The 26,613-nt window shown below is 44.5% G+C and carries 28 protein-coding genes; 15 read left to right on the top strand and 13 right to left on the bottom strand.

The features are described 5' to 3' along the window. The 3 genes from VSA01S_RS10810 to VSA01S_RS10800 are packed head-to-tail and all read left to right on the top strand — an operon-like array spanning position 1 to position 2,428. Positions 1-1,032, top strand: a complete 1,032-nt coding sequence (locus tag VSA01S_RS10810) for a glycosyltransferase family 4 protein (protein WP_039981612.1) — start codon at positions 1-3, stop codon at positions 1,030-1,032. Continuing rightward, positions 1,029-1,508 (top strand): pantetheine-phosphate adenylyltransferase, encoded by a 480-nt coding sequence (gene coaD, locus VSA01S_RS10805; RefSeq protein ID WP_039981614.1) that lies wholly within the window; start codon positions 1,029-1,031, stop codon positions 1,506-1,508. Before VSA01S_RS10810 ends, coaD begins: the two co-directional genes overlap by 4 nt. Continuing rightward, positions 1,505-2,428, top strand: coding sequence for a glycosyl transferase family 90 (locus VSA01S_RS10800; RefSeq protein WP_039981616.1), 924 nt, complete (start codon positions 1,505-1,507; stop codon positions 2,426-2,428). Before coaD ends, VSA01S_RS10800 begins: the two co-directional genes overlap by 4 nt. 10 nt (positions 2,429-2,438) lie before the next feature. Here the strand turns inward: VSA01S_RS10800 and VSA01S_RS10795 are convergent, their stop codons facing one another. From VSA01S_RS10795 to radC, 6 genes are all read right to left on the bottom strand, one after another. Beyond that, a complete protein-coding gene (locus tag VSA01S_RS10795; RefSeq protein ID WP_039981617.1) occupies positions 2,439-2,657 on the bottom strand; it encodes a hypothetical protein in 219 nt (72 codons plus the stop codon). Between the two features lie 129 nt (positions 2,658-2,786). Then, positions 2,787-3,596 carry a bifunctional DNA-formamidopyrimidine glycosylase/DNA-(apurinic or apyrimidinic site) lyase gene (gene mutM / locus VSA01S_RS10790; protein ID WP_039981619.1) on the bottom strand — a complete coding sequence of 270 codons (810 nt, stop codon included), beginning with the start codon at positions 3,594-3,596 and terminating at the stop codon, positions 2,787-2,789. 96 nt (positions 3,597-3,692) lie between these two features. Beyond that, entirely contained in the window at positions 3,693-4,169 is a 477-nt protein-coding gene (locus tag VSA01S_RS10785) for a hypothetical protein (protein WP_039981621.1), read from the bottom strand. 161 nt (positions 4,170-4,330) lie between these two features. Then, positions 4,331-4,501 carry a 50S ribosomal protein L33 gene (gene rpmG, locus VSA01S_RS10780; RefSeq protein ID WP_004410866.1) on the bottom strand — a complete coding sequence of 57 codons (171 nt, stop codon included), beginning with the start codon at positions 4,499-4,501 and terminating at the stop codon, positions 4,331-4,333. Positions 4,502-4,514: 13 nt separating this feature from the next. Next, the gene (gene rpmB / locus VSA01S_RS10775) at positions 4,515-4,751 is read right to left on the bottom strand and encodes a 50S ribosomal protein L28 (RefSeq protein ID WP_005467944.1); all 237 of its coding nucleotides are present in this window, start codon (positions 4,749-4,751) and stop codon (positions 4,515-4,517) included. 302 nt (positions 4,752-5,053) lie between these two features. Beyond that, a complete protein-coding gene (radC, locus tag VSA01S_RS10770; RefSeq protein WP_039981623.1) occupies positions 5,054-5,728 on the bottom strand; it encodes a RadC family protein in 675 nt (224 codons plus the stop codon). 287 nt (positions 5,729-6,015) lie between these two features. Between radC and coaBC the strand changes: the two genes are divergently transcribed. From coaBC to VSA01S_RS10755, 3 genes are all read left to right on the top strand, one after another. Next, positions 6,016-7,218 carry a bifunctional phosphopantothenoylcysteine decarboxylase/phosphopantothenate--cysteine ligase CoaBC gene (gene coaBC / locus VSA01S_RS10765; RefSeq protein WP_039981625.1) on the top strand — a complete coding sequence of 401 codons (1,203 nt, stop codon included), beginning with the start codon at positions 6,016-6,018 and terminating at the stop codon, positions 7,216-7,218. 202 nt (positions 7,219-7,420) lie between these two features. Continuing rightward, positions 7,421-8,011, top strand: coding sequence for a nucleoid occlusion factor SlmA (gene slmA, locus VSA01S_RS10760; RefSeq protein ID WP_039981627.1), 591 nt, complete (start codon positions 7,421-7,423; stop codon positions 8,009-8,011). A gap of 5 nt (positions 8,012-8,016) precedes the next feature. Next, a complete protein-coding gene (locus VSA01S_RS10755; protein WP_039981629.1) occupies positions 8,017-8,967 on the top strand; it encodes a Kdo(2)-lipid IV(A) acyltransferase in 951 nt (316 codons plus the stop codon). Positions 8,968-9,033: 66 nt separating this feature from the next. Here the strand turns inward: VSA01S_RS10755 and pyrE are convergent, their stop codons facing one another. Both pyrE and rph read right to left on the bottom strand, forming a co-directional pair. After that, complete coding sequence (pyrE, locus tag VSA01S_RS10750) at positions 9,034-9,675, bottom strand: orotate phosphoribosyltransferase (RefSeq protein ID WP_039981631.1); 642 nt, start codon at positions 9,673-9,675, stop codon at positions 9,034-9,036. Positions 9,676-9,797: 122 nt separating this feature from the next. Next, entirely contained in the window at positions 9,798-10,514 is a 717-nt protein-coding gene (rph, locus tag VSA01S_RS10745; RefSeq protein WP_039981633.1) for a ribonuclease PH, read from the bottom strand. Between the two features lie 172 nt (positions 10,515-10,686). Between rph and VSA01S_RS10740 the strand changes: the two genes are divergently transcribed. Next, a complete protein-coding gene (locus tag VSA01S_RS10740) occupies positions 10,687-11,553 on the top strand; it encodes a YicC/YloC family endoribonuclease (protein WP_039981635.1) in 867 nt (288 codons plus the stop codon). Between the two features lie 201 nt (positions 11,554-11,754). Then, on the top strand, positions 11,755-12,159 hold the full coding sequence (locus VSA01S_RS10735; protein ID WP_039981637.1) for a YgiW/YdeI family stress tolerance OB fold protein: 405 nt from the start codon (positions 11,755-11,757) through the stop codon (positions 12,157-12,159). Between the two features lie 188 nt (positions 12,160-12,347). Here the strand turns inward: VSA01S_RS10735 and VSA01S_RS10730 are convergent, their stop codons facing one another. From VSA01S_RS10730 to VSA01S_RS10710, 5 genes are read right to left on the bottom strand one after another with little or no spacing between them, the layout of a single operon-like run. Next, complete coding sequence (locus tag VSA01S_RS10730; protein ID WP_083932251.1) at positions 12,348-13,187, bottom strand: ABC transporter ATP-binding protein; 840 nt, start codon at positions 13,185-13,187, stop codon at positions 12,348-12,350. A gap of 31 nt (positions 13,188-13,218) precedes the next feature. Further along, positions 13,219-14,079: an ABC transporter ATP-binding protein gene (locus VSA01S_RS10725; RefSeq protein ID WP_083932252.1), complete on the bottom strand. Its 861-nt coding sequence runs from the start codon at positions 14,077-14,079 to the stop codon at positions 13,219-13,221. Positions 14,080-14,088: 9 nt separating this feature from the next. Next, positions 14,089-15,915 (bottom strand): extracellular solute-binding protein, encoded by a 1,827-nt coding sequence (locus VSA01S_RS10720; protein WP_039981639.1) that lies wholly within the window; start codon positions 15,913-15,915, stop codon positions 14,089-14,091. Between the two features lie 60 nt (positions 15,916-15,975). Then, a complete protein-coding gene (locus tag VSA01S_RS10715) occupies positions 15,976-17,019 on the bottom strand; it encodes an ABC transporter permease (RefSeq protein ID WP_039981641.1) in 1,044 nt (347 codons plus the stop codon). Between the two features lies 1 nt (position 17,020). After that, positions 17,021-18,046, bottom strand: a complete 1,026-nt coding sequence (locus VSA01S_RS10710; RefSeq protein ID WP_021709475.1) for an ABC transporter permease subunit — start codon at positions 18,044-18,046, stop codon at positions 17,021-17,023. Between the two features lie 809 nt (positions 18,047-18,855). Here VSA01S_RS10710 and VSA01S_RS10705 point away from each other — a divergent pair. The 7 genes from VSA01S_RS10705 to VSA01S_RS10675 all read left to right on the top strand — a co-directional run bounded on the left by VSA01S_RS10705 (position 18,856) and on the right by VSA01S_RS10675 (position 26,492). Further along, positions 18,856-21,456: a TonB-dependent receptor plug domain-containing protein gene (locus VSA01S_RS10705; protein WP_039981643.1), complete on the top strand. Its 2,601-nt coding sequence runs from the start codon at positions 18,856-18,858 to the stop codon at positions 21,454-21,456. 73 nt (positions 21,457-21,529) lie between these two features. Beyond that, a complete protein-coding gene (locus VSA01S_RS10700) occupies positions 21,530-22,294 on the top strand; it encodes a DUF3450 domain-containing protein (RefSeq protein WP_021709473.1) in 765 nt (254 codons plus the stop codon). Positions 22,295-22,296: 2 nt separating this feature from the next. After that, complete coding sequence (locus VSA01S_RS10695; protein ID WP_039981645.1) at positions 22,297-23,658, top strand: MotA/TolQ/ExbB proton channel family protein; 1,362 nt, start codon at positions 22,297-22,299, stop codon at positions 23,656-23,658. A gap of 9 nt (positions 23,659-23,667) precedes the next feature. Next, the gene (locus VSA01S_RS10690) at positions 23,668-24,195 is read left to right on the top strand and encodes a MotA/TolQ/ExbB proton channel family protein (RefSeq protein ID WP_039981646.1); all 528 of its coding nucleotides are present in this window, start codon (positions 23,668-23,670) and stop codon (positions 24,193-24,195) included. A gap of 26 nt (positions 24,196-24,221) precedes the next feature. Further along, the gene (locus VSA01S_RS10685) at positions 24,222-24,629 is read left to right on the top strand and encodes an ExbD/TolR family protein (protein WP_021709470.1); all 408 of its coding nucleotides are present in this window, start codon (positions 24,222-24,224) and stop codon (positions 24,627-24,629) included. 4 nt (positions 24,630-24,633) lie between these two features. Next, positions 24,634-25,266 carry an energy transducer TonB gene (locus tag VSA01S_RS10680; protein ID WP_021709469.1) on the top strand — a complete coding sequence of 211 codons (633 nt, stop codon included), beginning with the start codon at positions 24,634-24,636 and terminating at the stop codon, positions 25,264-25,266. An 11-nt stretch (positions 25,267-25,277) separates the two neighbouring features. Beyond that, positions 25,278-26,492, top strand: coding sequence for a tetratricopeptide repeat protein (locus VSA01S_RS10675; RefSeq protein ID WP_039981649.1), 1,215 nt, complete (start codon positions 25,278-25,280; stop codon positions 26,490-26,492). Positions 26,493-26,613: the final 121 nt, after the last annotated feature.

Genomic DNA, 26,613 nt, shown 5'->3' with positions numbered 1-26,613 from the left:
ATGAATATTTGTCACGTTAATCTCGCTTCTGGATACCATGGAGGAGAAAATCAAACGCTGCAGCTCATCAAGCAACAAGTAAGGCTCGGCTATCAGCTTACTGTTGTAGCAAATCCCAAAAGTCCATTTGCAGAAGCAGTAAAAACATTAGACGTTAAAGTCATACTAGCGACTCACTTTACTCAATCACATGCAAAATCGATCACTCAAGATTGTGCTCTTGTTCATGTACACGAAGGACGCGCTATTTATTGGGCTCTTATCCAGCATCTCTTGTATGGGGTACCTTACATTGTTACCCGTCGTATTGATAACACATTGAAAAAGAAGTGGCTGGCAAACTTAGCCTACTCTAAAGCATCTGCTGTGGTAGGTTTAAGTGCCGAAATAGTTCAAAAAGTGAATGATGCTTATCCAGATTCAACAACTTACAAAATTCCAAGTTCACCTGTTATATACCCCGTTAATCCACAAACAGTAAGAGCAATTAAAGACCGCTTCGCAGGCAAGTTTGTTGTGATACATGGAGCGAACATGCTTGGGCATAAAGGCTTTAATGTCACTATCGACGCAGCAAAACTCCTAGGGAATACCAACCCATCAGTCCACTTTTGTTTACTAGGTGATGGTCCAGAGAGACAAGCCTTAGAATCACAAGCTAAAGGTCTTACTAACGTAAGTTTCGAGGGGAAACAAAACAATATGGGTGATTGGTTTGCCGCGGCAGATTTACAAATTCACCCTTCTTATACTGAAGGGCTGGGCTCGGTCATCTTAGAAGGGATGGGCGCAGGCCTACCCGTTATTGGTACCAATGCTGGCGGTATCCCTGATATCATCGACCACAATTCAAATGGTTTACTTGTCACACCTGGCAATCCACAACAATTAGCAGATGCCATTATGCACATTGCTCAAGATGAAGAGCTTAGACAAGAGTTCATAGCCCAAGGGCAAGAGAAACTAAAATTATTTGATATCAGCTACACTGCAAATCAATATCTAGACGTATACGAGAAAGTTTTACGATGAAAAAAGTTATATACCCAGGTACTTTCGACCCAATTACCAACGGTCACCTCGATATCATTGTGCGTGCTGCAGACATGTTTGATCACATTATCATTGGTGTTGCAGCCAGCCCTTCTAAAAATACGTTATTTAACCTAGATGAACGCGTCCAATTGGTCAAAGCATCCACAGCCCATTTAAGTAATGTATCGACAGAAGGCTTCAGTGGCCTACTGGTTGATTTTGCTCGTGAACAAAAAGCTAATATATTAGTCCGTGGCTTACGGACAACGGTTGACTTCGAATATGAATTTGGTCTAACGAGCATGTACCGTAAACTCTTACCAGGTGTAGAGAGTGTTTTTCTAACACCCGCAGAAGAGTATGCCTTTCTTTCTTCAACCATTGTCCGTGAAGTCGCAATACATGGTGGCGATATCGAGCCATTTGTCCCGAAATGTGTCCACTCTGCCATCAAGAAAAAGGTTACACAATGAGTTTTAGAAAGTTCAAATACTACTTCTCTAATAGCCTTCAAGTATTCATACCAAATACGATTCGTAAAGCTCTGGCCAATCATCTTATTCAGTCGATACCAATAGATTCTTATATCCGGGAGAGGGTTAATTATTACAACAAGCTCAACGCACAATTTGAACTGCCCGAAAACGAATCTATTTATGTGGGTAAGTACAAAAAGACTTCAGGAGCGACCTACTACTTTGACCTTCATAAGGTAGTAAAATCGTTCCCATCAGAATATTCCTTTCAATTTTTGAGTGGAGATATACGACATATACCAGAATACCCCAGCTTCCTAAAAAGCCGCCCAGTAAGCGACGATAATCAAAACTCAGTGTTGCTCAAGCTAAATGAAATCCGCCATTTTGATTTTATTAATGACTCTACTTTATTTCGCAATAAAAAAAATATGGTCGCTTGGCGAGGGGTAGGCTATCAACCACATAGAAGGGAAGTTCTCAAACAATTTTACAATCATCCTATGTGTAATATTGGCCAAACTAAACCCATTAAAGGTGAGCCTTGGGAAAAAGAGTACATGTCCAGACAAGATCAACTAGAATATAAATTTTTACTCGCCATAGAGGGGAATGACGTTGCAACTAATCTAAAATGGGCCATGTCATCAAATTCTCTGGTTATCATGTCTAAACCTAAGTACGAAACTTGGTTTATGGAAGGATGTCTAGAAGCAGGAGTCCACTATGTTGAGGTAAAAGATGATTACTCTGATTTAATTGAAAAAGTGGAATACTATATCATCCACCCAGATGAAGCAGAAAGTATCATCGATAATGCGCATGCATGGGTCGACCAGTTTCGAGATAAAAAGCGGGAACGTTTAATATCCCTCCTGACCGCCCAAAAATACTTTGATTTACAACAATCAACTTAGTTAATATTGCTTAAAAAGCGATACCAAAGTAGTTCATTGTTTGAGCAAGCTGTGTATCATTACCCCCTTGATAAACATTATACAAAGCAAGTCCTTTTCTCTTAGTAGTTAACGTTATCACACTAGGATAAGTGACCAAGCTGCGAGGCTTCGTTAGCTTGCTTTCAAAACCATTATAGTAAGTTAAACATTTCAACCAAATATCATCAGCACATCGACTATGCTGCATAAAGTCGTTCTTTTGCTGTTCGAGGCCCATTAGAGAGGCCACAGCTCTCTGCGAACATCTTGAGGTTACTTGGGTATATATCAAGAAAGATCAGATCATACGTAAACACTTAGATTATATTTTCAGCGCTTATTGCTGACATTGTTCACAGAAAAACGTATTACGCTGACCGAGTTTCTGTTCTTGGAGAATCTCTCCACATTCAGGACATGGCTCACCAGCTTTACCATAAACCAACAGTTCTTGTGCAAAGTAGCCGGGCTTCCCATCCGCTTGAGCAAAGTCTTTGAGTGTCGTTCCACCTTGCTGAATTGCCGTTTCTAAGGTCGATTTGATATTGTCGACTAACCGTTGCCACTCTTTGTTGTTTAGGCTACCTGCAGGTCGAGTCGGATGAATACGCGATTTGAACAAAGACTCATTGGCATAGATATTTCCGACTCCGACGACAGCTTTGTTGTCCATAATGAACTGTTTGACTGCAACACGCTTACTTTTAGCTTTGTCTACCATATATTCAGCGTTGAACTCTTCAGTCAGAGGCTCAGGTCCCATATGCCCTAATACCGAGTGAGATTCATTCGGTGCACTCCATAACCAAGCACCGAAGCGACGAGGATCGTTATAACGTAAGATCTTACCATTAGTCAGTTTAAGATCGACATGATCGTGTTTAGCTGCTGGAAAATCGGCATCAAGTACACGCAGTGAGCCTGACATTCCTAAATGCACAATCGCGGTTCCTTGATCGGTTTCAATCAGTAAGTATTTAGCACGCCGACTAATATTACGGATCACTTGCCCTTCTAAACGCTTAAGCTCTTGTGGAATATCCCAGCGCAATTTTGGTGTCCGAAACACAAATGCCTTGATCGTCTGACCGACCATATGTGGGCTGATCCCCATACGGCTCACTTCCACTTCAGGTAACTCGGGCATTAACTTCTCCTCACTCTCATCACTCTTTCACTCATTGGCTGACTAGCATAATTGGAAAGCGTTATTTTACAAAGTCTTGCCTTGTCGATTTGGCGTTCAATTAGGCATGATGTATTTGCCATCAACAGAAATCGCAATCCACTTATCTTGCCAGCTTTTAAACAACCAAAAATTCTTAAGACGGTAAAATGTGATCCTCTGTGGCTCTTCTAACCCTTGATACCAAATTTCAATACTTTCAGGCGCAACTAATTGTGGCTTTAACTGCGCATATTGTTCAGTGGTCAGTTCCGTTCCTTCAAGGGATTGCCAACGCGACACGATGTCTTGCGCTGAGATCTCCGCTTTCAAATTGGATTGCCATTGGCCATGTTGTTTTTCAAGCGTCCATCCAGAAAAGTAAACGGCTCGTACAGGATAATCAGCGCGTAGCACTTTGGGGTAATCACTTTGTGGCTCATCGATTAAATAAGTTTGAATCCAGGTAGGCGCATTAAGGAGCACCATAAAAGCAATAATGCCTAAAATAAGTATGTTGTTCCAACGACGGCGGCGAGAAGGGCTGACACGCATAACGATTCCTGACCTTAATAGAAAAACTTAAAATTAATAAGGATAACCCTATCAAAGCTTGCTAAGGTTGGCGAGGACCAGAGATTTTTGGTCATGAATTTTAGGTAATAAAAAACCCAGCTCGAAAGCTGGGTTTCAAATCAACAAAGGGTAAAAACCAATTACTTGATTTTTGCTTCTTTGTACATAACGTGCTGGCGTACAACTGGATCAAATTTCTTGATCTCAAATTTGCCTGGCATGTTACGCTTGTTCTTATCAGTTGTGTAGAAGTGGCCTGTACCTGCTGAAGATACTAGACGGATTTTCTCACGAACGCCTTTCTTTGCCATTGCCTATTTCCTCTTAAACGTTTTCGCCACGTGCACGGATATCAGCAAGAACAGTATCGATACCTTTCTTGTCGATGATACGCATACCTTTTGCAGTAAGGCGTAGTTTAACAAAACGTTTTTCGCTCTCTACCCAGAAACGATGAGTTTGTAGGTTCGGCAGAAAACGACGCTTAGTAGCATTTCGTGCGTGTGAACGGTTGTTACCCGTTACTGGACGCTTACCAGTTACTTGGCATACTCGTGACATGAATGTCTTCTCCAAAATCGTTTCAGCTCGATATCAACCTTGGTGGCCGAACCTCTCTATTTCTCGGAAAGAAGTTTGAGGTTAAGAACCGCTATGGAAAATCCATACAAGGCTATCAAAGGTCGCGCATTATACTAACTTGATATGCATTGCTCAAGACCCGAACAGATCCTTTTTACAGGTTTTCGTGATCTTTTTTTAGACAGCAGGTTTTTCTAGCAGTCCAAGCTGAATTCAGTTAAAAATTTAGTGGCGAGGATGATAGCAGATTTTTAGCAACTAACAACCTAAAAAATGCACAGTTATATCCAACCCCTTTCTGCAAAGGAAACACTTTCGCCATCACCAATGACAAAATGGTCTAAAACTCGAATATCCACCAGCGCTAAAGCATCGATTAATCGTCGGGTAATTCTTCTGTCTGCTTGGCTTGGTTCAGCAATACCCGATGGATGGTTATGAGCGAGGATAAGTGCTGCCGCATTATGATGCAGAGCCCGCTTGACCACCTCTCGAGGATAGACCGAAGCCGCATCCAGCGTGCCCTCGAATAAAATTTCATCTTTGATGACGCGGTGCTGGCTGTCTAGAAAAAGAATATAAAATGCTTCTCTTTGTCTGTCTCTCAATATAGAAGAAAGATAAAGTTTAGTTTGTTCTGGACTGGATAAAGCACTGCCCCGTTTTAATGTTTCGGCTAAATAACGTTGCGTCATCTCCAAAACTGCTTGTAATTGAACGTATTTTGCTTGTCCAAGCCCTTTATGCTGACAAAAAGACTGTTCCGTAGCTGAAAAAAGTTGTCTTAACGAGCCAAAATTTTTGAGCAAAACGTCAGAAAGTTCAATGACGTTCATTCCTTTAGTGCCAGTACGTAAAAATATTGCTAGCAGCTCCGCGTCTCTCAATGCCTGCGGGCCACGCCGTAATAATTTTTCTCTTGGCATTGATTCATTGGGCAAAGTTTTCAATGTCATTAAATCAACCTTTTTTGAACAATAAAGTCACTCCAAGGCCCATTGCACAAAATAAATAGCCAAAGACGAAACCCACATTGTATTTTTTTGTTTTCAGCCATATTTGTATGTAATTGTTTTTTTTATCACCAATGTAGTTAATCAACACAGCGCAGATTTTGTTAGTTTGACCATATGACTTGAAGTATCACATCAAAGTAACTCGAAGTTGGCAACTTGCCTCTTGATTGACAAGATGACACGTTCAATTGTGATAAACTTGACGCCAGATAGATTGGAGATCTCATATGCAAACACTCTCTGGAAAGAAAATTTTGCTTGGCATCAGTGGCGGTATTGCTGCGTATAAATGTGCTGAGCTCACTCGACGTTTGACAGAAAGAGGCGCGCACGTTCAAGTTGTCATGACCGATGCAGCCAAAGAATTTATTACGCCATTGACCATGCAAGCCGTTTCGGGGCGCCCGGTCTCAGACAGTCTTCTCGATCCCGCAGCTGAGGCTTCTATGGGACATATTGAATTGGCGAAATGGGCTGATTTAATTCTACTTGCCCCTGCGACGGCAGATTTAATCGCTCGAATCACCGCTGGCATGGGTAACGATTTACTTTCCACTTTAGTTTTAGCGACTGCTTCACCGATTGCTTTATCACCTGCCATGAATCAACAGATGTACCTCAGTACTGCCACTCAAGACAATATCGCTATACTTAAACGTCGTGGTATGCTCGTTTGGGGACCAGCAGCAGGTGAACAAGCTTGTGGCGATGTTGGACCTGGACGAATGCTCGAACCAATGCAGTTGGTCGAAATGTGTGAGCAATTTTTTCAGCCCAAACTGCTTGCTGGTCAATCCGTACTGATTACGGCCGGACCAACACGTGAAGCCATCGATCCTGTACGCTACATCACTAACCACAGCTCTGGGAAAATGGGCTACGCATTAGCCAACGCCGCCGCACAACTTGGCGCCAATGTGATGTTAATCAGTGGCCCTGTCAGTTTACCGACACCACCTAATGTAGAACGCATCAACGTCAATAGCGCACAAGAGATGCATGATAGCGTTATGGCTCATGCCACAAAACATAATATTTTTATTAGCTGCGCGGCCGTAGCAGATTATCGTCCTGATACCGTCGCCAAGCAGAAGCTGAAAAAGACTGAGAACAACGAACACATGACCATCAATATGGTTAAAAATCCAGATATCGTTGCATCAGTGGCCGCACTTAAACAACAGCGTCCGTTTACCGTTGGTTTTGCAGCAGAAACTAACGAAGTCGAAGCTTACGCTCGTGGCAAGCTAACACGCAAAAATCTCGATATGATTTGCGCCAATGATGTTTCTGTTGATGGACAAGGTTTTAACAGCAACGACAACGCCATTACTCTATTTTGGCCTCAAGGCGAATTGGCGTTGTCGTTGGAATCTAAACAAGCCTTGAGCGTTAAAATCTTACATCAGATACACCACTTAATGGCCTAAGCGCTTTATAGCAACGTATCCTTTTTGTGAAGGAGCGCCTATGACTTTGGGGAGCAATAAGGGAACAACTGCCAAAAATTGAACACAAACATGACAATTGGGAGATGAAATCTCCCATTACCTCTTTTGTGCTCTAGTTTGATGGTAAAGAGATCTTTATAATCTTCCCGCTTAACTATATATTTTTGGAAAGGGAATAAGAATGGCTGGTAGTAAAAAGTCCAATCGTCGTGAAGAGATCTTACAAGCGCTCGCACGGATGCTTGAATCGACAGAAGGAGCATCACGCATTACTACAGCGAAACTGGCCAAGCAAGTTGGAGTCTCCGAAGCGGCATTATATCGGCACTTCCCAAGTAAAGCTCGTATGTTTGAAGGGTTAATTGAATTCATTGAAGACGCCTTAATGACTCGCATTAATCGTATTTTAGAAGATGAGAAGGATACCTTAGAGCGTATCCGTATGGTGATGCATCTTATTCTTGCATTTTCAGAACGTAACCCAGGCTTAACACGCATTCTTTCTGGTCATGCCCTAATGTTTGAAAATGAACGATTACGTGAGCGCATTAACCAATTGTTTGAACGTATCGAAACTCAACTGCGCCAGATTCTTCGTGAGCGTAAGCTGCGAGAAGGTAAATCATTTCCCGTTGATGAACGCATCCTTGCTGCTCAAATTCTCGGTCAAGTAGAAGGTAGCCTAAACCGCTTTGTACGCAGTGACTTTAAGTATCAACCAACAGAAAACTTTGATGAGTACTGGGCATTGCTCAGCGCACAAATTAAGTAGAAACTATGAGTAAAGGTAAATACACCAAACCAGCATTTTCTCTTTCACTACTCCATCCTCGCTACTGGGGCGTCTGGAGCGGCTTTGGTTTATTAGCCTTAGTCGTTAATCTGCTCCCATATCGCATACTTCTCTCGCTCGGCCAGAAAATGGGCAAACTGGGTATGCGTTTTGGTAAAAAGCGGGTTTATATTGCCACACGTAACCTTGAGCTGGCTTTCCCGGAGAAAACACCTGAAGAAATTCATTCCATCGTCGTTGAAAACTTCAAAAATACGGGGATGGCGCTGATTGAAACGGGGATTACTTGGTTTTGGCCAACATGGCGTTTCAAAACAATCATTGTTGAAAAAGATCTCATCGCCCTGCGCATTAAAGCTGCAGAAGAGAAAGGCGTCCTACTATGTTGTGTGCATGCGCTCAATTTAGAGATTACAGCCCGCGCTTTTGCCGTGCTTGGTATGGCTGGCTATGGTGCCTTTCGTCCACACACCAACCCCGCTTATAACTTCATTCAATACTGGGGACGCACTCATAACGGCAATAAATTGATAGATCGTAAAGATCTTAAGCAGATGATCCGAATTCTTCGTCGAGGCGAGCGGCTGTTCTATCTGCCTGATCATGACTATGGCCGTAATAAAACCGTCTTTGTCCCATTCTTCGCGATTGAAGACGCCTCTACCACCACAGGAACAAGCATTCTAGCTTATACATCAAAGTGTTCGATTATTCCTGGTTCAGGGTTCCGTAATCAAAATGGCAAATACGAAATCATTGCAGACCAATGTATTGAAGACAATTACCCACAAAAAGATGAAGTCGCCGCAGCAGCTTATATGAATAAGTTTGTTGAGATGGTGATTTTACGTGCTCCCGAACAGTGGATGTGGTTACACAAGCGCTACAAGACAATGGCTGATGAGAACGTACCAAAAGGGATTAGGTATAAATAAGGGTTAAGGTTCTAGGATCCTAGGTTCTAGGCCCTAGGACCTTTATTTTAACCTAGGACCTTTTCTTTAAATCCCAAACTCAGCACGGTAGGCTTTCACTGCGTCAAGGTGCTCGGTTGCATCACCTTTATCTTCAAGGTAAGTGATCAGATCAGACAGGCTGACGATAGAAATGACCGCACAGCCAAAATCACGCTCAACTTCTTGAATCGCTGAAAGCTCGCCTTTGCCTTTTTCTTGGCGATCAATCGCAACCAGTACACCTGCCAGATCAGCACCATTCGCTTGGATAATTTGCATCGATTCACGAATCGCTGTACCCGCAGTAATCACATCATCCACCAGCATAATGCGACCTTCTAGTACGGAGCCCACTAAGTTACCGCCTTCGCCATGGTTCTTCGCTTCTTTGCGGTTGAAGCAGTAAGGCGTGTCGACATTATGATGATCCGCTAACGCAACCGCCGTCGTGGTTGCAATTGGGATACCCTTGTAAGCAGGGCCAAACAACACATCAAATTCAATTCCTGAATCCGCCAGTGCCGCGGCATAAAAACGACCAAGACGAGCAAGGTCACGACCCGTATTAAAAAGACCAGCATTAAAGAAGTACGGACTTTTACGCCCAGATTTCAAAGTAAACTCACCAAACTTAAGAACCTGTTTCTCAAGTGCAAACTCAATAAATTCACGCTGGTATGCTTTCATTATTCTCTCTCAACTTTTACTGTGTAAATTTCTATTCGTATTCCAAGTACTAGGTCCTAGGCCCTAGGTCCTAGCAATAGGTAAAAAAATAGCTTCCTTAATGGGAAGCTATTTAAAAATCATTAATTTTCTAATGCCGCTTTCTGCGCCGCGACGATATCGCTAATGCCGATTTTGGCTGATTCGAGTAGCGCCATCAATTGCTCATGGCTAAACGGTTCACCTTCTGCGGTGCCCTGAATCTCGATCATCTTACCTTCTTCCGTCATCACGACGTTCATGTCTGTGTCTGCAGCTGAGTCTTCTACATACTCAAGGTCACATAGAACCTCATCACCGAGTAGGCCAACAGAAACGGCCGCGACGTGCCCCTTCATTGGGTTTGCTTTCAGTTTGCCACTCTCAACAAGGTGTTGGAAAGCATCTGCCATGGCCACACTAGCACCACTGATGGATGCTGTACGCGTACCACCATCGGCTTGAATCACGTCACAGTCAACAGTAACCATGCATTCGCCCATGGCTTTCAAATCTACAACCGCACGTAGGCTGCGAGCAATCAAGCGTTGGATTTCCATCGTACGTCCACCTTGCTTACCACTGGCTGCTTCACGACGAGTACGTGAATGTGTGGCACGAGGTAGCATACCATATTCTGCTGTTACCCAGCCTTTACCTTGGCCTTTTAACCAACGCGGTACCGATTCTTCTACGGTCGCATTACACAACACTTTGGTGTTACCAAACTCAACTAATACTGAGCCTTCAGCATAAGCCGTGTAGTTACGAGTAATTTTTATTGGGCGAACTTGATCCGCCTTGCGATCGTTTGGGCGCATGGGCATCTACCTTAGTAATGAGGAGAAGACGATTTGATTGGGCGCAGAGTATAACGGAGTTGGCCGAATAAAGCTATCTGGTCGAGTACTTCAGACAATGACTAAGATCCTGAATATTACTTGTGCTACTATTGCGCGGTAATTTTCAGCAAACAAAAGACAGGAAAATTCGATGATTTATAGTATGACTGCGTATGCACGCAAAGAGATAAAAGGCGACTGGGGCAGTGCCGTATGGGAAATCCGTAGTGTCAATCAACGCTACCTAGAAACCTACTTCCGCATGCCAGAGCAGTTCCGTGCTTTAGAGCCTGTACTGCGTGAGCGCTTTCGTAAACGTCTTGCTCGCGGCAAAGTAGAATGTAACTTACGGTTTGAAGCAAACCCAGCAGCAAAAACAGAGCTCAGCATTAATGAAGTCCTTGCCAACCAAGTGATCAAAGCTGCTGAACAAGTCATGCATATGACCGGTGAACTCAGTCGAATCAACCCTTTCCAAGTGATGCAGTGGCCTGGTGTCATGGAAACACCAGAGCAAAACATGGACGAAATCAATAAAGCGCTTCTTGGTGCCTTTGATGAAGCAATCGACGAATTCATTGAAGCTCGTGGTCGTGAGGGTGACAACATGAAAGCGCTTATTGAGCAGCGTCTTGAGGCCATCACTGCAGAAGTTATCAAAGTTCGCGCACGCATGCCTGAAATCCTTGAGTGGCAAAGAGAGCGCTTGTTCTCGAAATTTGAAGATGCCAAGGTTGAACTAGACCCTTCTCGCGTTGAGCAAGAGCTGATCCTTTTGGCGCAAAAGTCAGATGTGGCTGAAGAGCTAGATCGCTTAGATTCACACGTTAAAGAAACCACTAACATCATTAAAAAAGGCGGAGCCGTTGGTCGTCGTCTCGATTTCATGATGCAAGAGTTCAACCGTGAATCGAACACTCTGGCCTCTAAGTCCATCAGCACTGACATCACCGCCTCTGGTGTGGAACTTAAAGTACTGATCGAACAAATGCGTGAGCAGATCCAAAATATCGAATAACTTTCGCCTCACCTTACTCAAGCCCAGCATCACACGTTGGGCTTTTCGTTATCTCGACCCGGCATCACTCACATTCTTAGTCTAATCATCACGCTTCATACACAATCAAATCGCTTTTTTCAAAGGATGGACTACATTTAAAAGCAACGATAACAGAGGGTTAGTGCCCTTTATTTCCGCTCAACCTCTAAAGGGAATGACATGAACAACACATTGATACTAATGCTTGGCGCTCTGGTTGCAACCACTCCAGCTTTTGCCAGTAACGACACCATTACTGAACAAGCAGAGGTCACCACTCAACAAAGTGGGTTTGATGGCCCTAAAGTGAATGACACCTTAAATACTGTCGAAGATGTGATGGATGCCAGTTGGCTTACTGATGGCATGACGGTCACCATTATTGGTCATGTCACAGACTCCTTGGGTGATGACCAATACACGTTTAAGGATAAAACTGGTCAAATGAGCGTGAAAATTGGTCCTTATGTTTGGGGAGAACAAAAAGTCTCCCCCAAAGATCAAATACAGATTGTGGGTAAAATCGCTAAAAATGATTCCAGTAGCGCAGTTATTGCCGACTCTCTAAAAGTGTTAAGTCACTAGTGTTAAGCAATTGACGATTTGTTCTCGATAACGATTTGTTTGCGATAACAATCTGTTTTTGTTAACAATTTGTTTGCAACAAGATCCGCTCGCAAGGTCAACAGCACCGAACCAAACGCCCCAAATTCGAGGGGCGTTTTTGAACGTACTGCTTTCATCGACCTAGTTTGATTCGTTGCATGGTGGCACTACGCCACCCGCTTCTTTTTTTCGGCGAGACGCTTTTTCTTGCGGTATTTCGGATGATTGATCGGAATCGCAGCCAGTAGCTTTTTGGTGTAATCATGCTGTGGGTTAGCATAGATTTCTTTGGCACTGCCGGATTCCACCACCTTACCGAAATACATCACCGCGACCTTATCGGATACGTGTTTGACGACCGATAAGTCATGGGAGATAAAAATGATCGCCAGATTCATTTCTTGTTGTAATTGCAAAAGTAAGTTGAGGATTTGAGCTTGTACCGACACATCGAGCGCTGAAACCGACTCATCACAAATCAATAGCTTAGGTTTGAGTGCAATCGCTCTCGCAATACCGATACGTTGACGCTGACCGCCCGAGAACTCATGAGGGTAACGGTTAACCGCGCTTTCAGGCAGCCCAACTTTAACCAGCAGTTCTTTCACCCACTGTTTGCGCTCCGCAGAGCTACCGACATTGTGAATCACATACGGCTCTTCGAGTATCATCCCTATTGTATGGCGCTGATTAAGAGACTCCATTGGATCTTGAAACACGATTTGCATGTCTTTGCGTAGTGGCCGCATTTGCTTGGCCGACAAACGGGTAATATCCTGACCTTCAAAGAAAATCTTGCCGTCAGTAGGTTCAAATAATTTTAAAATAGTACGACCTAGGGTGCTTTTACCACAGCCCGACTCCCCAACTAAACCTAGCGTTTCTCCTTGTGCCACAGAAAAAGAAACGCCATCGACAGCTTTGATGGTGTAGCCCTTTTTAAACAGTCCTTTGCCCGAGACAAAGTGCTGCTTAAGATGTTCAATTCTTAATACTTCTTTTGTCATGAAGACCTCTCTATGACATGTTCACTTTGTCTTATGAGTGCGCAAATATGCTGGCATCAATCGGTTTAATGTCGATCATTTGTTTCGGTTCATTATCCAAACTTGGCATCAATCCCATCAATCGCTCGGTATAAGGATGCTGAGGATTGTCAAACAGATCAAAGATCTCCGCTTTTTCGACGATACGTCCGCCGTACATCACCGCAACATCATCACACACTTCAGCCACCACACCGAGGTCGTGAGTAATAAAGATCATCGCCATGCCCGTTTCCTGTTGCAGCTCGTTCATCAGCTCAAGAATCGATGCTTGAACCGTTACATCCAACGCCGTGGTTGGCTCATCACAGATCAAAATATCTGGCTTACAGGCCAAAGCCATCGCGATCATCACCCGCTGACGCATGCCACCAGATAAATTATGCGGATATTCATTGAGGCGTTTTTCTACCAGTGGAATTTTGACTTTTGCTAACATTTCGACAGCGTACGCTTCACGCTGTTTGCGATTGAGTTCTGGCCGATGTAGCTCAAGCACCTCACACAACTGGCGACCGATTGAATGAACAGGGTTAAGAGCAGTCATCGGATCTTGAAAAATAATCGCAATTCGATTGCCACGCATTTGATACATTTTTTCCGCTGGAAGAGTCACAAGGTTAGTCCCTCGGTACTCCACTTCACCGTGAACAATATTGCCATATGGTTTGGGTAACAGTCCCATGATGGCCATCGAGGTAACGCTTTTGCCGCTGCCTGATTCACCCACCAAACCCAAGGTCCGTCCCGCTCGAACCTCAAAGTTGACGCCGTGTAGGACTTTTACCGGGCCATCATCGGTGGTGAATTCGACTTCAAGGTCTTTGACACGAAGAATGACTTCATTTTCCATGATGCCCCCTTACAGCTTATAGGTATCATCGACAACAACAACGGGAGCAAAAGTTTGGCCCGATTTCATTGCTTGTTGAGTTTGCTTTTTCACATCCTGATCAATCCAGTAAGTGCCATCGCCGATAATTCCGCCACTGAATAACGCCTCGGTCATTCGATTCATCGGCTTATCAGGTAATTTTAGCCACCGCCAGTGGCCATAACGCACATACGGCACCATATAACCAGAAACAATCACATGTGCATTGATAATGTCACGTTGAATATCATGACCTAGGCGGATTTTTTCATTCATATCCATACTGAAACGATACTGCATGATTTTCTCATCCAGCTCATCTGTGCTGTAATTGGTAAAAGAGTTGGTTTGTGGTTTGTTCGCATTATCGGAATGAAAATACTCCCAATAGGTTGGGATTTCAGAGGTTCCCATATCTAAAAAGGCAAGTTGGTGTTTTTTCTCGCGCACGTATTTGAACATGGATGAGCCATCGATTAGCTTCAGTTCAATCTCCAGGCCTGCTAATTTCGCTTGCTCGCGTAAAAAAGCAATCCGTGGTGTATGCAGTGGCGTGCTATAGGTAAGTTCGAAACTCAAACGCTGGCCTTTATCATTGAGGCGAATGCCATCTGGCCCAATCTTATCAAAGCCTGCTTCGGTAAAGGCTTGCGCGGCTTTTTGTGGATCAAATTTTGGGGCGACAGCATCCGGCAAAGTATATTTACCATGGCCAAAACCTGTTGGGTTCGGTTTACGGCTATAGTCTCCTCGCATCAGATTTTCGATCATGCCATCAAAATCAATCGCAGAATGAATGCCTTTACGTACGTTGAGATCATCCAATAATGGCATGGCTGTATTTAGCCAAACACCTCCTGCCCCGACTGGATATTGATTGTAGCCCCAGAATTTTTCAATATAGCCTTTTTGGTACGGCGCAGTATTTGACTTGTCGTGCCACAAATTTGGCAACACTAAACCAAACGCATCTAATTTGCCTTTTTCAAAATGCTTTTTGGCAATGTCGTTATCACGAATAACGGTAATGCGGATCTTGTCGACGTTATAGCGGTTTTGATAATACTTATTGGAGTAACCCCACCAATCTTCACCTACATGCTTAAAGGTGACACTTTTGCCCTTTTTAATGTCCGCCAAGTAGTAAGCGGCTGTGGTCGGTTCACTCTTAAAGTTGTAATAGCGAACGAAATCATCATGAATGCCATCGCCATTGGCATCTTTTTTCGGATTAGCGTAAAAATGAGCAGGTCGCGGACGCAACGCCCCCATACGAAGCAACAACTCTTCAGGGTTAAACTCGCTGGCAGCACGCACAGCAAAAGTTAAGTCGTCAAATTTGATCACTTCAGCAATGGTCTTGGTGTAATAATCATTATACCAAGGCTCTAGGATGTCTTTTGAGCGGTAAAAATCAAGCATAAACACAAAATCATCCGCCGTAACGGGGTGACCATCAGACCATTTTGCTTGTGGATTAAGCTTAAAGTACACCGTTTTATTATCTCCTGCTAATGCCCATTGGTTGGCTAATTCAGGAATAAAGTCGAGTGTGTCTGGGTGACGAACCACCAGCCCTGGGGTTTCATCTAAAATAAACGAACGCAACCCCGAGTTAGCATCTGGCCCGACACTACGTAGGGTTTGTGGAAAGCTCGACATATAAGTGCGATACGTCCCGCCACGTTTGGCTTGCGGTGAACCATACTGCGGTTCATCCCAATTGGTTTGCCAATCTAAGTCAGTCGGAAGCGTCGCTGAAATGGTCCCTAAGCTCAAAGCGCTCAGGGTCGACGCTAAAAATAGTTGTTTCATAAACTTCCCTTTTTATGTTTTTCACCACATCTGTTCAATGCTCGTTATTAGCGGTCATCATTAAACATAGCGTGTGAATTTTTTCGGGTCGAATGCCGCTCGAATGGCTTCACCGATGAAAGTCACCATCACCAAAACCAGCACAATAGAAGTCACAACAGAACTCACAATCCATGGTGAATCTAAGTTTGATTTACCCTGTTGCAGCAGCTCCCCCCAGCTCGGTGTCGGTGGCATCAAACCCAGGCCAAGGTAATCCAAAGCCGTCAGTGCAGTGATGTTGGCAGCAATAGTAAATGGCGCCAAAGTCACGATCATCACCATGGTATTAGGTAGAATGTGATTGAATAAAATCCTTCCGGTTGAAGCACCTAAAGCGCGTGCAGCCATGACATACTCCCGGGCAGACTCTTTATAAGTCATGGTACGCATGTACCACGTCATCCCCATCCAACCGAAGAGTACGTTGATGGCAACAAATAAGGTAAAGGTAGGCTGTACAATCGAAACTAAGATCATGATGACGTACAAAAACGGCACCATCGACCAGACTTCAATTAAGCGTTGGACAAACAGGTCAAACTTACCGCCCCAAAAGCCCATCGCACACCCGACTGCCGTACCAATCGCGTATGAAATCACCATCGTTAATAAGGCAAAACCCATCGCAGTACGAAAGCCGTATACCAGTCTGGCCAAGATATCTCGACCAATCACATCGGTCCCTAAGTAATGCTGAGTCTCCGCATTCGGTGCCGTTGGAGGGAAGTCTCCGCTAAAATCTTGCTCATAGGGGTTCCAAGGCACTATAGGTAAAATGACAAAATTATCACCACCTTGCTCTTGAAAGGTTTTTTGTAATTCTCGGTAGTTAACTTCACTAGAAGAAGCTTGACCAAATTCACTGCCTAAGCGGACATCACTGAAGACAGGAAAAGAGTAATCACCGTTGTACTTCACCACCAGTGCTTTACTGTTAATCAGAAGTTCAGCAAATAACGAAAGCACCAACATCAATGAGAGGATCACAAAGGACCAGTAGCCTCGTTTAATCGCTTTAAAATGACAGATTTTCTTTTGAGTTAATGGACTGACTTTAATCATATTACGCTCCAAACTTCACTCGAGGGTCGACTAAAGCAACACAGACATCAGAAATGATATTACCAATCAGTAGCAAGACCGCATTGATCGCCACAATCCCCATTACCACCGGGTAGTCACGCTCCATGATCGACTCGTACCCCAGTAGGCCAATTCCATCAATATTGAAGATCACTTCGATAAGAAACGCCCCTGTCATAAAAAACAGCAACGAGTTGCCAAAATGAGAAGCGATGGGTATTAGGCTATTACGCAAAGCGTGTTTACGCACCGCCTTGTTAAATGGCAACCCCTTGGCAATAGCAGTACGGATATAGTCCGACGATAAGTTTTCCATAAGGTTGTTCTTCATCGTCATCGTCAACGTGGCAAAATCACCGATCAAGTAACAGATCAAAGGTAATACTGCGTGCCACATCACATCTTTAGCCCGCTCAAAAAATGTTTCATAGTCATCGAAGTCATCACCAACAAAGCCCCCCATTGGAAACCACTCTAAGTGATAGCTAAATAGTGTGATCAGCAAGACCCCGACTACATAACCGGGCAACGCGTAGCCGACAAAAATGAGAATAGAAGAAGAAGAATCAAAAACGGAGCCGTGTTTTAAGGCTTTATAGTAGCCAAGAGGAATAGAAATAAAGTAACTAATAAAAAAAGTCATTCCGCCATAAAACAGCGAAACAGGGAGACGTTCAGCAATCATATCCGAGACTGGCTCGTAATAGCGCGTTGATTCTCCAAGATCGAAAGTCACTAACCGCCCTAGCCACTCAATGTAGGCTTCCATGACAGGTTTGTCTAAACCATAAAAAGCGTTCAGCTCTGCAATCTGTTCTTCAGACAGAGCAGTACTGCCACCTGCGGAGGTCATTGACGCCGCACCGTCCCCTTGAGCTTGCATTTGAGAAAGCATTCGCTCAACAGGTCCACCGGGTACAAATCGGGTTATAGCAAAAATAAGAATGGTAATGCCGAGAAACGTTGGAATCACCAAAGCTAAGCGGCGCAAAAAATATGACAGCATAAACAACTCACTCCTTGTTCTCTGTCCATTTAGGGAAAAGATAACGCAAACTATCCCCCCTGACATGGTGCTTTTTATTTGGCAGTCATTTGAGCTACTGAGACCGCTTCCTTTTGGCTCAGTCAGCCATTTTCCTGTTGCTGCAATCAATATTTATATCGAATTACCCTCTACTTCAAGTATTTGAAGCCGAAACACGACAAACTTCTTTTGTGTCTAAAAAATTGAAATGTTTTTGTAAAAAGTTATGAAAAACCACAAAATAAATTCATACAGGATATCAATCTGGCCGTTTTATCACTGAATTATCGTCTAAAAGCGACATTTGTGAAAAATAATGAAATAAAATAAGGTATGTTAATTCGCGAAAGAAAGTTACATGAGCCCTTTCAAATCAAGGGGTATCATATTTTGATACCAAATACCTCATCTCTGTCATTCACATCTTTGTTACAAAAACTCACAATCAGCATATTATTCTGAAATTTTAAAAGTCATTAGCGTTAATTTCGACATTAACTCATCAATACAACACAACGCATTAACGTTTATAACAAACACAAAACCCACCCTTTTATTGGATGAATAAACTTAAATTTAAAAATAATCAGGATTAATAAACTAAAATTTCAGAAAAAGTTAACATTTAATGTCATTTTAACAACAGCACATAACTCTTTACCACTGGTTTGACTTCCTTTTTTCAACTCAGGTATACATATTCCAAGCGTTAACGAAATATTAACGTCACATTTGGTCTCGATATGACCAAAGACAAGGAAGAATAAGAAAAAATTGGAGCAACAAGGATGTCTAAAAACACAACTGCTTTATCTGTTGCGATCAGCCTCGCTCTAGGCACCACGGCAGTGGCCCCTTTCACAGCACAGGCAGAAGAGCAACAAGTTGAAAAACTGCAAAAAATGAAAGTAACGGGTTCGCGTTTAACTCGCGCATCGATGGAAGGCAGCACCCCTGTTGCCGTCATCGGACGAGCAGAAATTGAACGTGCGGGTGACATTTCTATCGCTGACGTACTACGTAAAACTTCATTAAACTCTTTTGGTTCTTTCAGCGAAAGTTCTGGCAGCTCATGGCAAAGCCAAGCGACCGTCGCTCTGCGTGGTCTTGGCGCTGAGCGTACCTTGGTATTGATCAATGGTAAGCGACTACCTGGCTCTGCCACTATGGGTGGGGGGGCGGCAAACTTAAACGTGATCCCTGCTGCAATCGTTGAGCGTGTAGAAGTCATGGCAGACGGTGGCTCTGCCGTCTATGGTTCCGATGCCGTTGCAGGTGTGGTTAACGTCATTTTAAAAGATGAGTTCGACGGCCTGAATATCACTGTTGGTAGTGGACTGCCTTCTCAAGAAGGGGGAGATGAGAAAAACTTCTCGATCGTCGCTGGTACTTCCGGTGAAAAAGGCAATATCTACTTCTCATTCGAACACGACGCAAAAGATGAAATCTATTATCGCGATCGTGATTACCTAAGTTCAAAAAATACGGGCGCAAGCAATTACTTCGACATGTCGGGTGTCAGCATCTATGGCCGAAATGTTTATCATGATGGCAAACTCAAGCCCCTCAATGGCTACGACACAGACGCGAAATGTGACCCTAGCAAAGGCTTTGTTGGCATAACGGAATACCCAGGTCTTGGTCCAATGTGTGGCTACGATTATACCTCAGAAGCAGCACAAACCGCGTCACTGGAACGAAATACAGTGTTTGTAAACGGTAATATTTTCTTGTCGGACACAACAACTTTTAATGCGCAAATGCTGTTAAGCCGTAACCAAAGTTTTGGTCGCTTCGCACCTGCTGCAGGTTTCTTCCAAATCGACCCAAACACAGTCGGTGGTGCAAACTTCTTTACTGAAAATGGTCTTGACCCAGCAGCAGGCCCTGCCAGTATCTACTATCGATTTACCAACGTGGGAACTCGTGATACCAACGTCACCGATTTTCAAGCCGATATGAAAGCGGGATTAGACGGGGCTTTCGAAACGGATGGCTTTGGTGAAGTTATCTGGGAAGCAGGCTATCACTTAAATTATTCCAACAGCAACGAACGTGGTACGGGTTATGTTTTACGTTCACCAGCAGAAGCACTTGCCAACGCAGGTGAATTCATTAACGGTGAATTCAGTGCTGATGCGACGAAGGATTTGGCTGCAACCACCGCCCGTGAATCTCAAATGGAGATGCATCAATTTAATGGTGGCTTACAGTTTGATTTGGCAGAAGTAGGTGACATCACTATCCCACTCTATCTCGGCGCTGAAATGACCACTTACGATTACTTTGATCAGTACGACTCACAAAGTGAAGCGGGAAATATCATCGGTAGTGCAGGTAATTCAGCTGCTGGTGACCGTGAAACTTACGCACTCTTTGCGGAATCACTGTTAGCATTCACTGATGAGTTAGAAATGAACGTAGCGGTACGTTACGACCATTATAGTGACTTTGGTAGCGCACTTTCACCAAAAGCGTCTTTCCGCTATCAGCCACAAGACAACCTCATGTTCCGTGCTGGTGCAGGTATGGGCTTTAGAGCACCCTCTTTGAGTAACCTTTATGGTGCAGACAGTGAATCCAACGACTTCGCTAAAGATTACGTCTACTGTGAAGCGAATGGCATCTCTGAGGCTGATTGTCCAGAAAAGCAATACACGACTACACGCACCTCAAACAAAGATTTAGATGCCGAGACCTCAACCTCACTTAACTTTGGTATCAGCTACTCACCTATCGAAGATCTTGCCCTTACCGCGGATTACTACAACATCCGTATTGAAGATACGATAGTCATGAATACGCTACAAAGTATGATTGACCAAGAGCGCAGCAGTGGTCAGGCAAACGCCAACATCACTCGTGATGCAGCGGGCAGTATTACTCATGCGACCGTTCCACTATCGAACATTGGGGACCTTGAAACATCAGGGATCGACTTAAAGGTGAATTACCTTTATGACTTCGACCTGACTACGGTTCGCTACGACTTTGCTGGTACCTATGTACTTGATTACAGCAGCCCTGAGTACGTGAACGGTCCAACCAATAACAAAGTTGGCCGCAATGGCATGCCAGAGTATCGCTTCCAAACCGGTGTTGGATTTAACATTCTCAATGACCATGACATTTACTTTTCGGCGGATCACATTGCCTCTCAAGCGCAAGATGTCGATAAGAACTACAACAAAACGGGCAAGATACCAAGCTTGACCACATTTAATGTCGCGTACAACTACTCCACACCATGGGATGGAAAGCTGACAGCGGGTGTTCGCAACCTTACTGATGAAGATCCGGCTTTTGAATCCGATGGTGTCACCTATAACACTGACTTATACGGTATTCAGGGGCGTGTTTACTTCTTGAACTACTCACAAAACTTTTAAGCAAACTTTTGGCGCAGGTCATTTTCCTGCGCCACAACCGACTGACATTTTACACACTGACAAGGATGCAACTATGGCGTTAAAGGAATTTGGCGTAAGTGCAATCACTGCCGCTCTGTTGGCGGTAAGTGGAACAGCAATCGCAGCAGACTCAGGCACTGTGGTCGCGAATCAAGCGAAAGTAACCAAGTCTTCTCAGGCTTCACAACAAAAAATTGATCACTACGCAGAAAGTACAGAAAGCATGCTGAGCGAATACAAAGGCTTACTTCGCCAGATCGACAGCATGAAAGTCTACAACGAACAAATCAGCCGTATGGTTGAGTCACAGCAAGGAGAGCTGGATTCTCTCAACGCTCAGATTGCTCAGATCGACCAAACGGCAACGGAAGTGGTGCCCCTAACCTTAAAAATGATCGACGCATTAGATGAATTCGTGACCCTCGATCTGCCTTTCCAAAAAGAAGAGCGCACCATTCGTGTCCAAGAACTTCGTGACCTCATGGATCGTGCTGATGTCACCACATCGGAAAAATTCCGTAAAGTCATGGCGGCTTATCAAATCGAAGAAGGCTTTTCACGCTCGCTGGAGTCTTACAAAGCAAGCCTAGAGCGAAATGGGGAAACCGTGACGTACGATTTCCTACGTGTTGGTCGTACTGCCCTGCTGTTCCAATCACCTGATGGCGGTGAAACAGGCATGTGGAACCAACAAACTCGCCAATGGGAATCCCTACCTGAAAGCTACCGCCTTGCTGTACAACAAGGACTGCGTATCGCTAAGAAACAAGCGCCACCTGCGCTGATCAAACTGCCTGTATTTGCTGGGGAGGAATAAAAATGAAAGGATTCAAAACTCTAGCCGCTGGCTTACTTGCGAGTTTCATTATGGCCGCGGGCGTCAATGCCGACACTCCGAAAAATTTATCAGAACTGCTTAAAAACGTTCAATCAGAGAGTATCGTTGAGTCTAAGCAGAACAAAGTACGTGAAGCGGAGTTCAAAAATAACCGCGATCAGCAAGCCGCTCTCTTACAGCAGGCTCATGATGAACTTGCCGCACAACAAACTCTAGGTGACCAATTGAAAGCCACCTTTGACGAGAACGACAAGCAGTTAACCGAGCTAACAGAAACCCTTCGCGTGCGTTCCGGCACCTTAGGTGAAATGTTTGGGGTCGTTCGTCAATATGCTGGCGAATTTAAAGGCTTATTTGCGGCGTCACAAAATGCAGTGCTGTTTCCTGAACGTGAAGCGCTTCTGACCAAACTGGCTGAGAGCAAAGCATTACCTTCCACTCAAGATCTGGAAGCATTTTGGTACACCATTCTGCAGCAAATCGTCGCCTCAGGAGAAACAACCACGGCATCAGCAACGGTTGTTTACGGGGAAGGTAAAGAAGCCGTTCGAGACATCACTTTGGTTGGTGAATTCAACGCGATTGCAGACGGTAAATACGTCACTTATGTCCCTCAAACCGGTAAGTTTGAAGAACTGTCTCGTCAGCCAAGTAACAACATCACTGGTTTTGTTGGCGGCTTTGAAGCAGCAAATAACGCATACGAACCCCTTTTCCTCGATCCTTCACGTGGCGTGATCTTATCTTTGCTTGTTCAGAGCCCCACCGTGCAAGAACGCATCGACCAAGGTGGCGTTGTCGGCTATGTGATCCTAGCGATGGGAGCGGTTGGCGCACTGATTGCCCTTATCTGTTACGTACGTCTATTAGTGATTGGCAGCAAAATGCGCAAACAAGCCAGCTCAGACAGCGTGATACCAGGTAACCCTCTTGGTGAAGTTATTCAAGCTTACCAAGAGCATAAAGGGGACAACCTAGAAGATCTGGAAGCCAAATTGGATGAGATCATCTTACGTAATGCTCCAAGTATTGAACGCTTTGTGAGCTCAATCAAACTGTTTGCTTCTGTGGCCCCTCTGCTCGGTCTACTTGGTACCGTTATGGGAATGATTGGTACTTTCCAAGCCATCACTCTATTCGGTACAGGCGATCCAAAACTGATGGCGGGTGGTATTTCTGAGGCACTAGTGACAACCATGCTGGGTCTAGTGGTCGCTATCCCACTGCTGTTCCTCTACACCATCGTACACAGTAAAGGCCGTCGCTTGGTGCAAACTCTTGAAGAACAGAGTGCAGGTTTCATCGCTCGCTATCAGGAAAAGCTGCATAAGGCCGAAAGCTAAGGAGGCGCTATGTGGTGGTTAATCGCAGAACTGGAATCAATTAGGCGCTTCTTGGGAATGGGTGGCGATGTACTCGTCGCCATTTTCATCCTCAGCTTTATGTTATGGGCAGTCTTGCTAGAGCGGTGGTTTTACTTCGCTGCCGTCGCGCCAAAAGCCATGAAAAGCACCATCAGCTCTTGGCAAGCACGTTCAGAGCATCAAAGCTGGAACGCTAAGATGATCCGACAAGAAATGGTCTCTCGTCAGGATATCGAGAATAAAAAGGGGTTACCCATCATCAAAGTGTTAATCGCACTTTGCCCTCTACTGGGTCTACTTGGCACCGTTGTCGGTATGATCCAAGTGTTCGATATCTTGGCAGTAACAGGAACAGGAAGCCCTAGAGCAATGGCCTCAGGGATCTCAAAGGCAACGATCCCGACACTTGCTGGGATGGTGGCTTCACTATCAGGACTTTTCTTCAGTACTCGTCTTGATCATTTAGCCAAAGTTACCACGCAGAAACTTGAAGATAAGTTAAAGCACATTGCCTGAGTAAACGGAAATAAGAGGTATAGGTCATGAAAAGACGCTATAGCAATAATAGCAGTGACGAAGCTGCTATCGATATGACTCCGATGCTCGACATCGTATTCATCATGTTGATCTTCTTTATCGTTACCACGTCGTTCGTGAAAGAAGCCGGTCTAGAAGTCAATCGTCCTACGGCAAGCTCTGCGCAAACCGTGAAAAAAGGGAACATCATGGTCGCTATCGGCGCTGCAGGTGATGTTTGGGTCGATAAACGCCGCATCGAAACCGATGCCGTACGTGCCAACATTGAACGCCTTCGCGCAGAAAGCCCTGATGGTGCGGTTGTCATCCAAGCGGATACCGAAGCCAATGCTGGCGTGGTCGTAAAAGTGATGGACCAGATCAAGATGGCAGGTGTCGAAAGTATCTCCATTGCCGCAACCAATAAGGATTAAGCCTATGCGGTATTTGGCCTCCCTTGCCTTGGCGCTGATTGTCTCCCTCGGATTATTCTGGGGGATGGACAAGCTGGTAAATAAAGAGCGCCACGAATTAGTGTCAAATGAAGACCTCCGCATGGTGGAATTCATACGCATTAAACCCGATGAAAAAATACAGGAGAAAAAACGCGAATTACCCAAACCGCCACCACCGAAGCGCCCACCCCCTCCCCCAGAGATGAAGGTCACCGCAACGGTCAAGCCGGTTATGGAGCAAATTCCAATGGATATGCCAAAACTGGATCTGCCAGTCAATGTGACTGGTGGTTCGGTACTCGGTCACTACACCCAAGGTGGTGGAGCTAAATTGGCAGGAAGCGGCGGCCCCGTACCTTTGGCCACATTCCAACCTCAGATGCCACGTAAGGCAGCACGAGCAGGAATCGAAAAGGGCATCGTTTTAATCGAGTTTACCGTCAACCAACGAGGTGGGGTTCAGGACATCAAAGTACTCAAAGAAACGCCTCGCAAACTCGGGTTAGGTCGAGCCGCGAAAAAAACCGTTTCAAAGTGGACCTTTAAACCCAAGATGGTCGATGGTAAGCCCGCTGATGCCCGCTTATCACAGGAAATTGAGTTCTCAACCAATTAAGGAGTCACACAATGAAAGGATATATAAAGTGGTTGGCTTCTCTGGCGTTGATTTCAGGCGTGTCTAGCGCGCCTGTTATTGCCGCTAACCCGGAGTTATCTGACAGAACATTTCGGACAGTCAATAAAGTACAAGAGCTGATTGCTGAGGAGAATTACACCAAAGCCGTCGCCAAGATCAACGCGGCACTAAAAAGCTCGGGGAAAAAACAATACGACAAAGCCGTTTTGCTGCAACAAATGGGATTTCTATATTCATTAAAAGATGACTATCCCAAAGCTGCAAAATATTTTGCTCAGGCCTTAAGCCTTGACGCATTGCCAGTACCCGTAGCCCAGCAAGTGCGTTACAGCTTAGCTCAACTTTATCTCGCAGAGGGGCAATTTAAACAATCCGTTGTAACCATGAAGGAATGGTTTAAAACCGCACAGAGCACAGAAGAAAAACCACAAGCACACGCTTATATCACTCTAGCCAGTGCCTATGTTCAGCTTGGAGATTACAAAAATGCAATCCCGCCCACCAAACAAGCGATTGCGATGAGTAAAAACCCGAGTGAATCTTGGTATCAGTTGTTGATGTCTGCCCATTACGAACTCAAACAGTTTAGAAGTGTGGCGGGAGTACTTAAGATCTTAACCACTAAGTACCCACAAAATAAGCGTTACTGGACTCAGCTCTCCGGCATATACATGGAGTTGAAACAAGAGCGCAATGCCTTATCCACATTAGAAATGGCCCACAAATTAGGTCTATTAGAAGGTGAAAAAGAGCATTTACGTTTGGTCAACTTCCAAGCTTATCAAGGTGTCCCTTATCGAGCAGCCACCACGCTACAAGCTTCCATAGAGCAAGGTCTGGTGACGCGCAGTGCCGCTAACTTAGAAAAGTTGGCTTCTTTCTGGCAACAAGCGCAAGAATTAGATAAGTCGATTGATACTTACCTTCTTGCTTATAACATGGCACCCACAGCCAAGACGCAGCTCAAAGTTGCTCGTTTAATGATTTTAGATAAGCAATATGCAGCAGCAACCAAGTTCGCCAAAAAAGTCGCGCCGGATGCCAAGCGAAAGGATAAAGGGGAACTGAGTTATATTCGAGGCATGGCACATTTTGAATTGAATCAGCCCAATCATGCTCTTAAAGCGATGAAAAATGCGGCTCTTGTACCAGAAATAAGCAATATGGCAGGCCCGTGGATAAACTTCTTGGAGTCGCAAAGCTAAGCATGCATACGACAAATAGGAGGCTGTGTTTATTAGCTATATCCAAGTAACCTCAAGATGCTTGGGTATACACAAGTTCACCCCTAGGTAATGTGTAAATTAAGTGTGAGTCAGTCGCACG

Origin of the sequence: Vibrio sagamiensis NBRC 104589 (assembly GCF_007990935.1) — a bacterium.
Lineage (GTDB): Bacteria > Pseudomonadota > Gammaproteobacteria > Enterobacterales > Vibrionaceae > Vibrio > Vibrio sagamiensis.
Note: the sequence above shows the minus strand (reverse complement) of the source record. Positions and strands in the feature narration are given on the sequence as shown.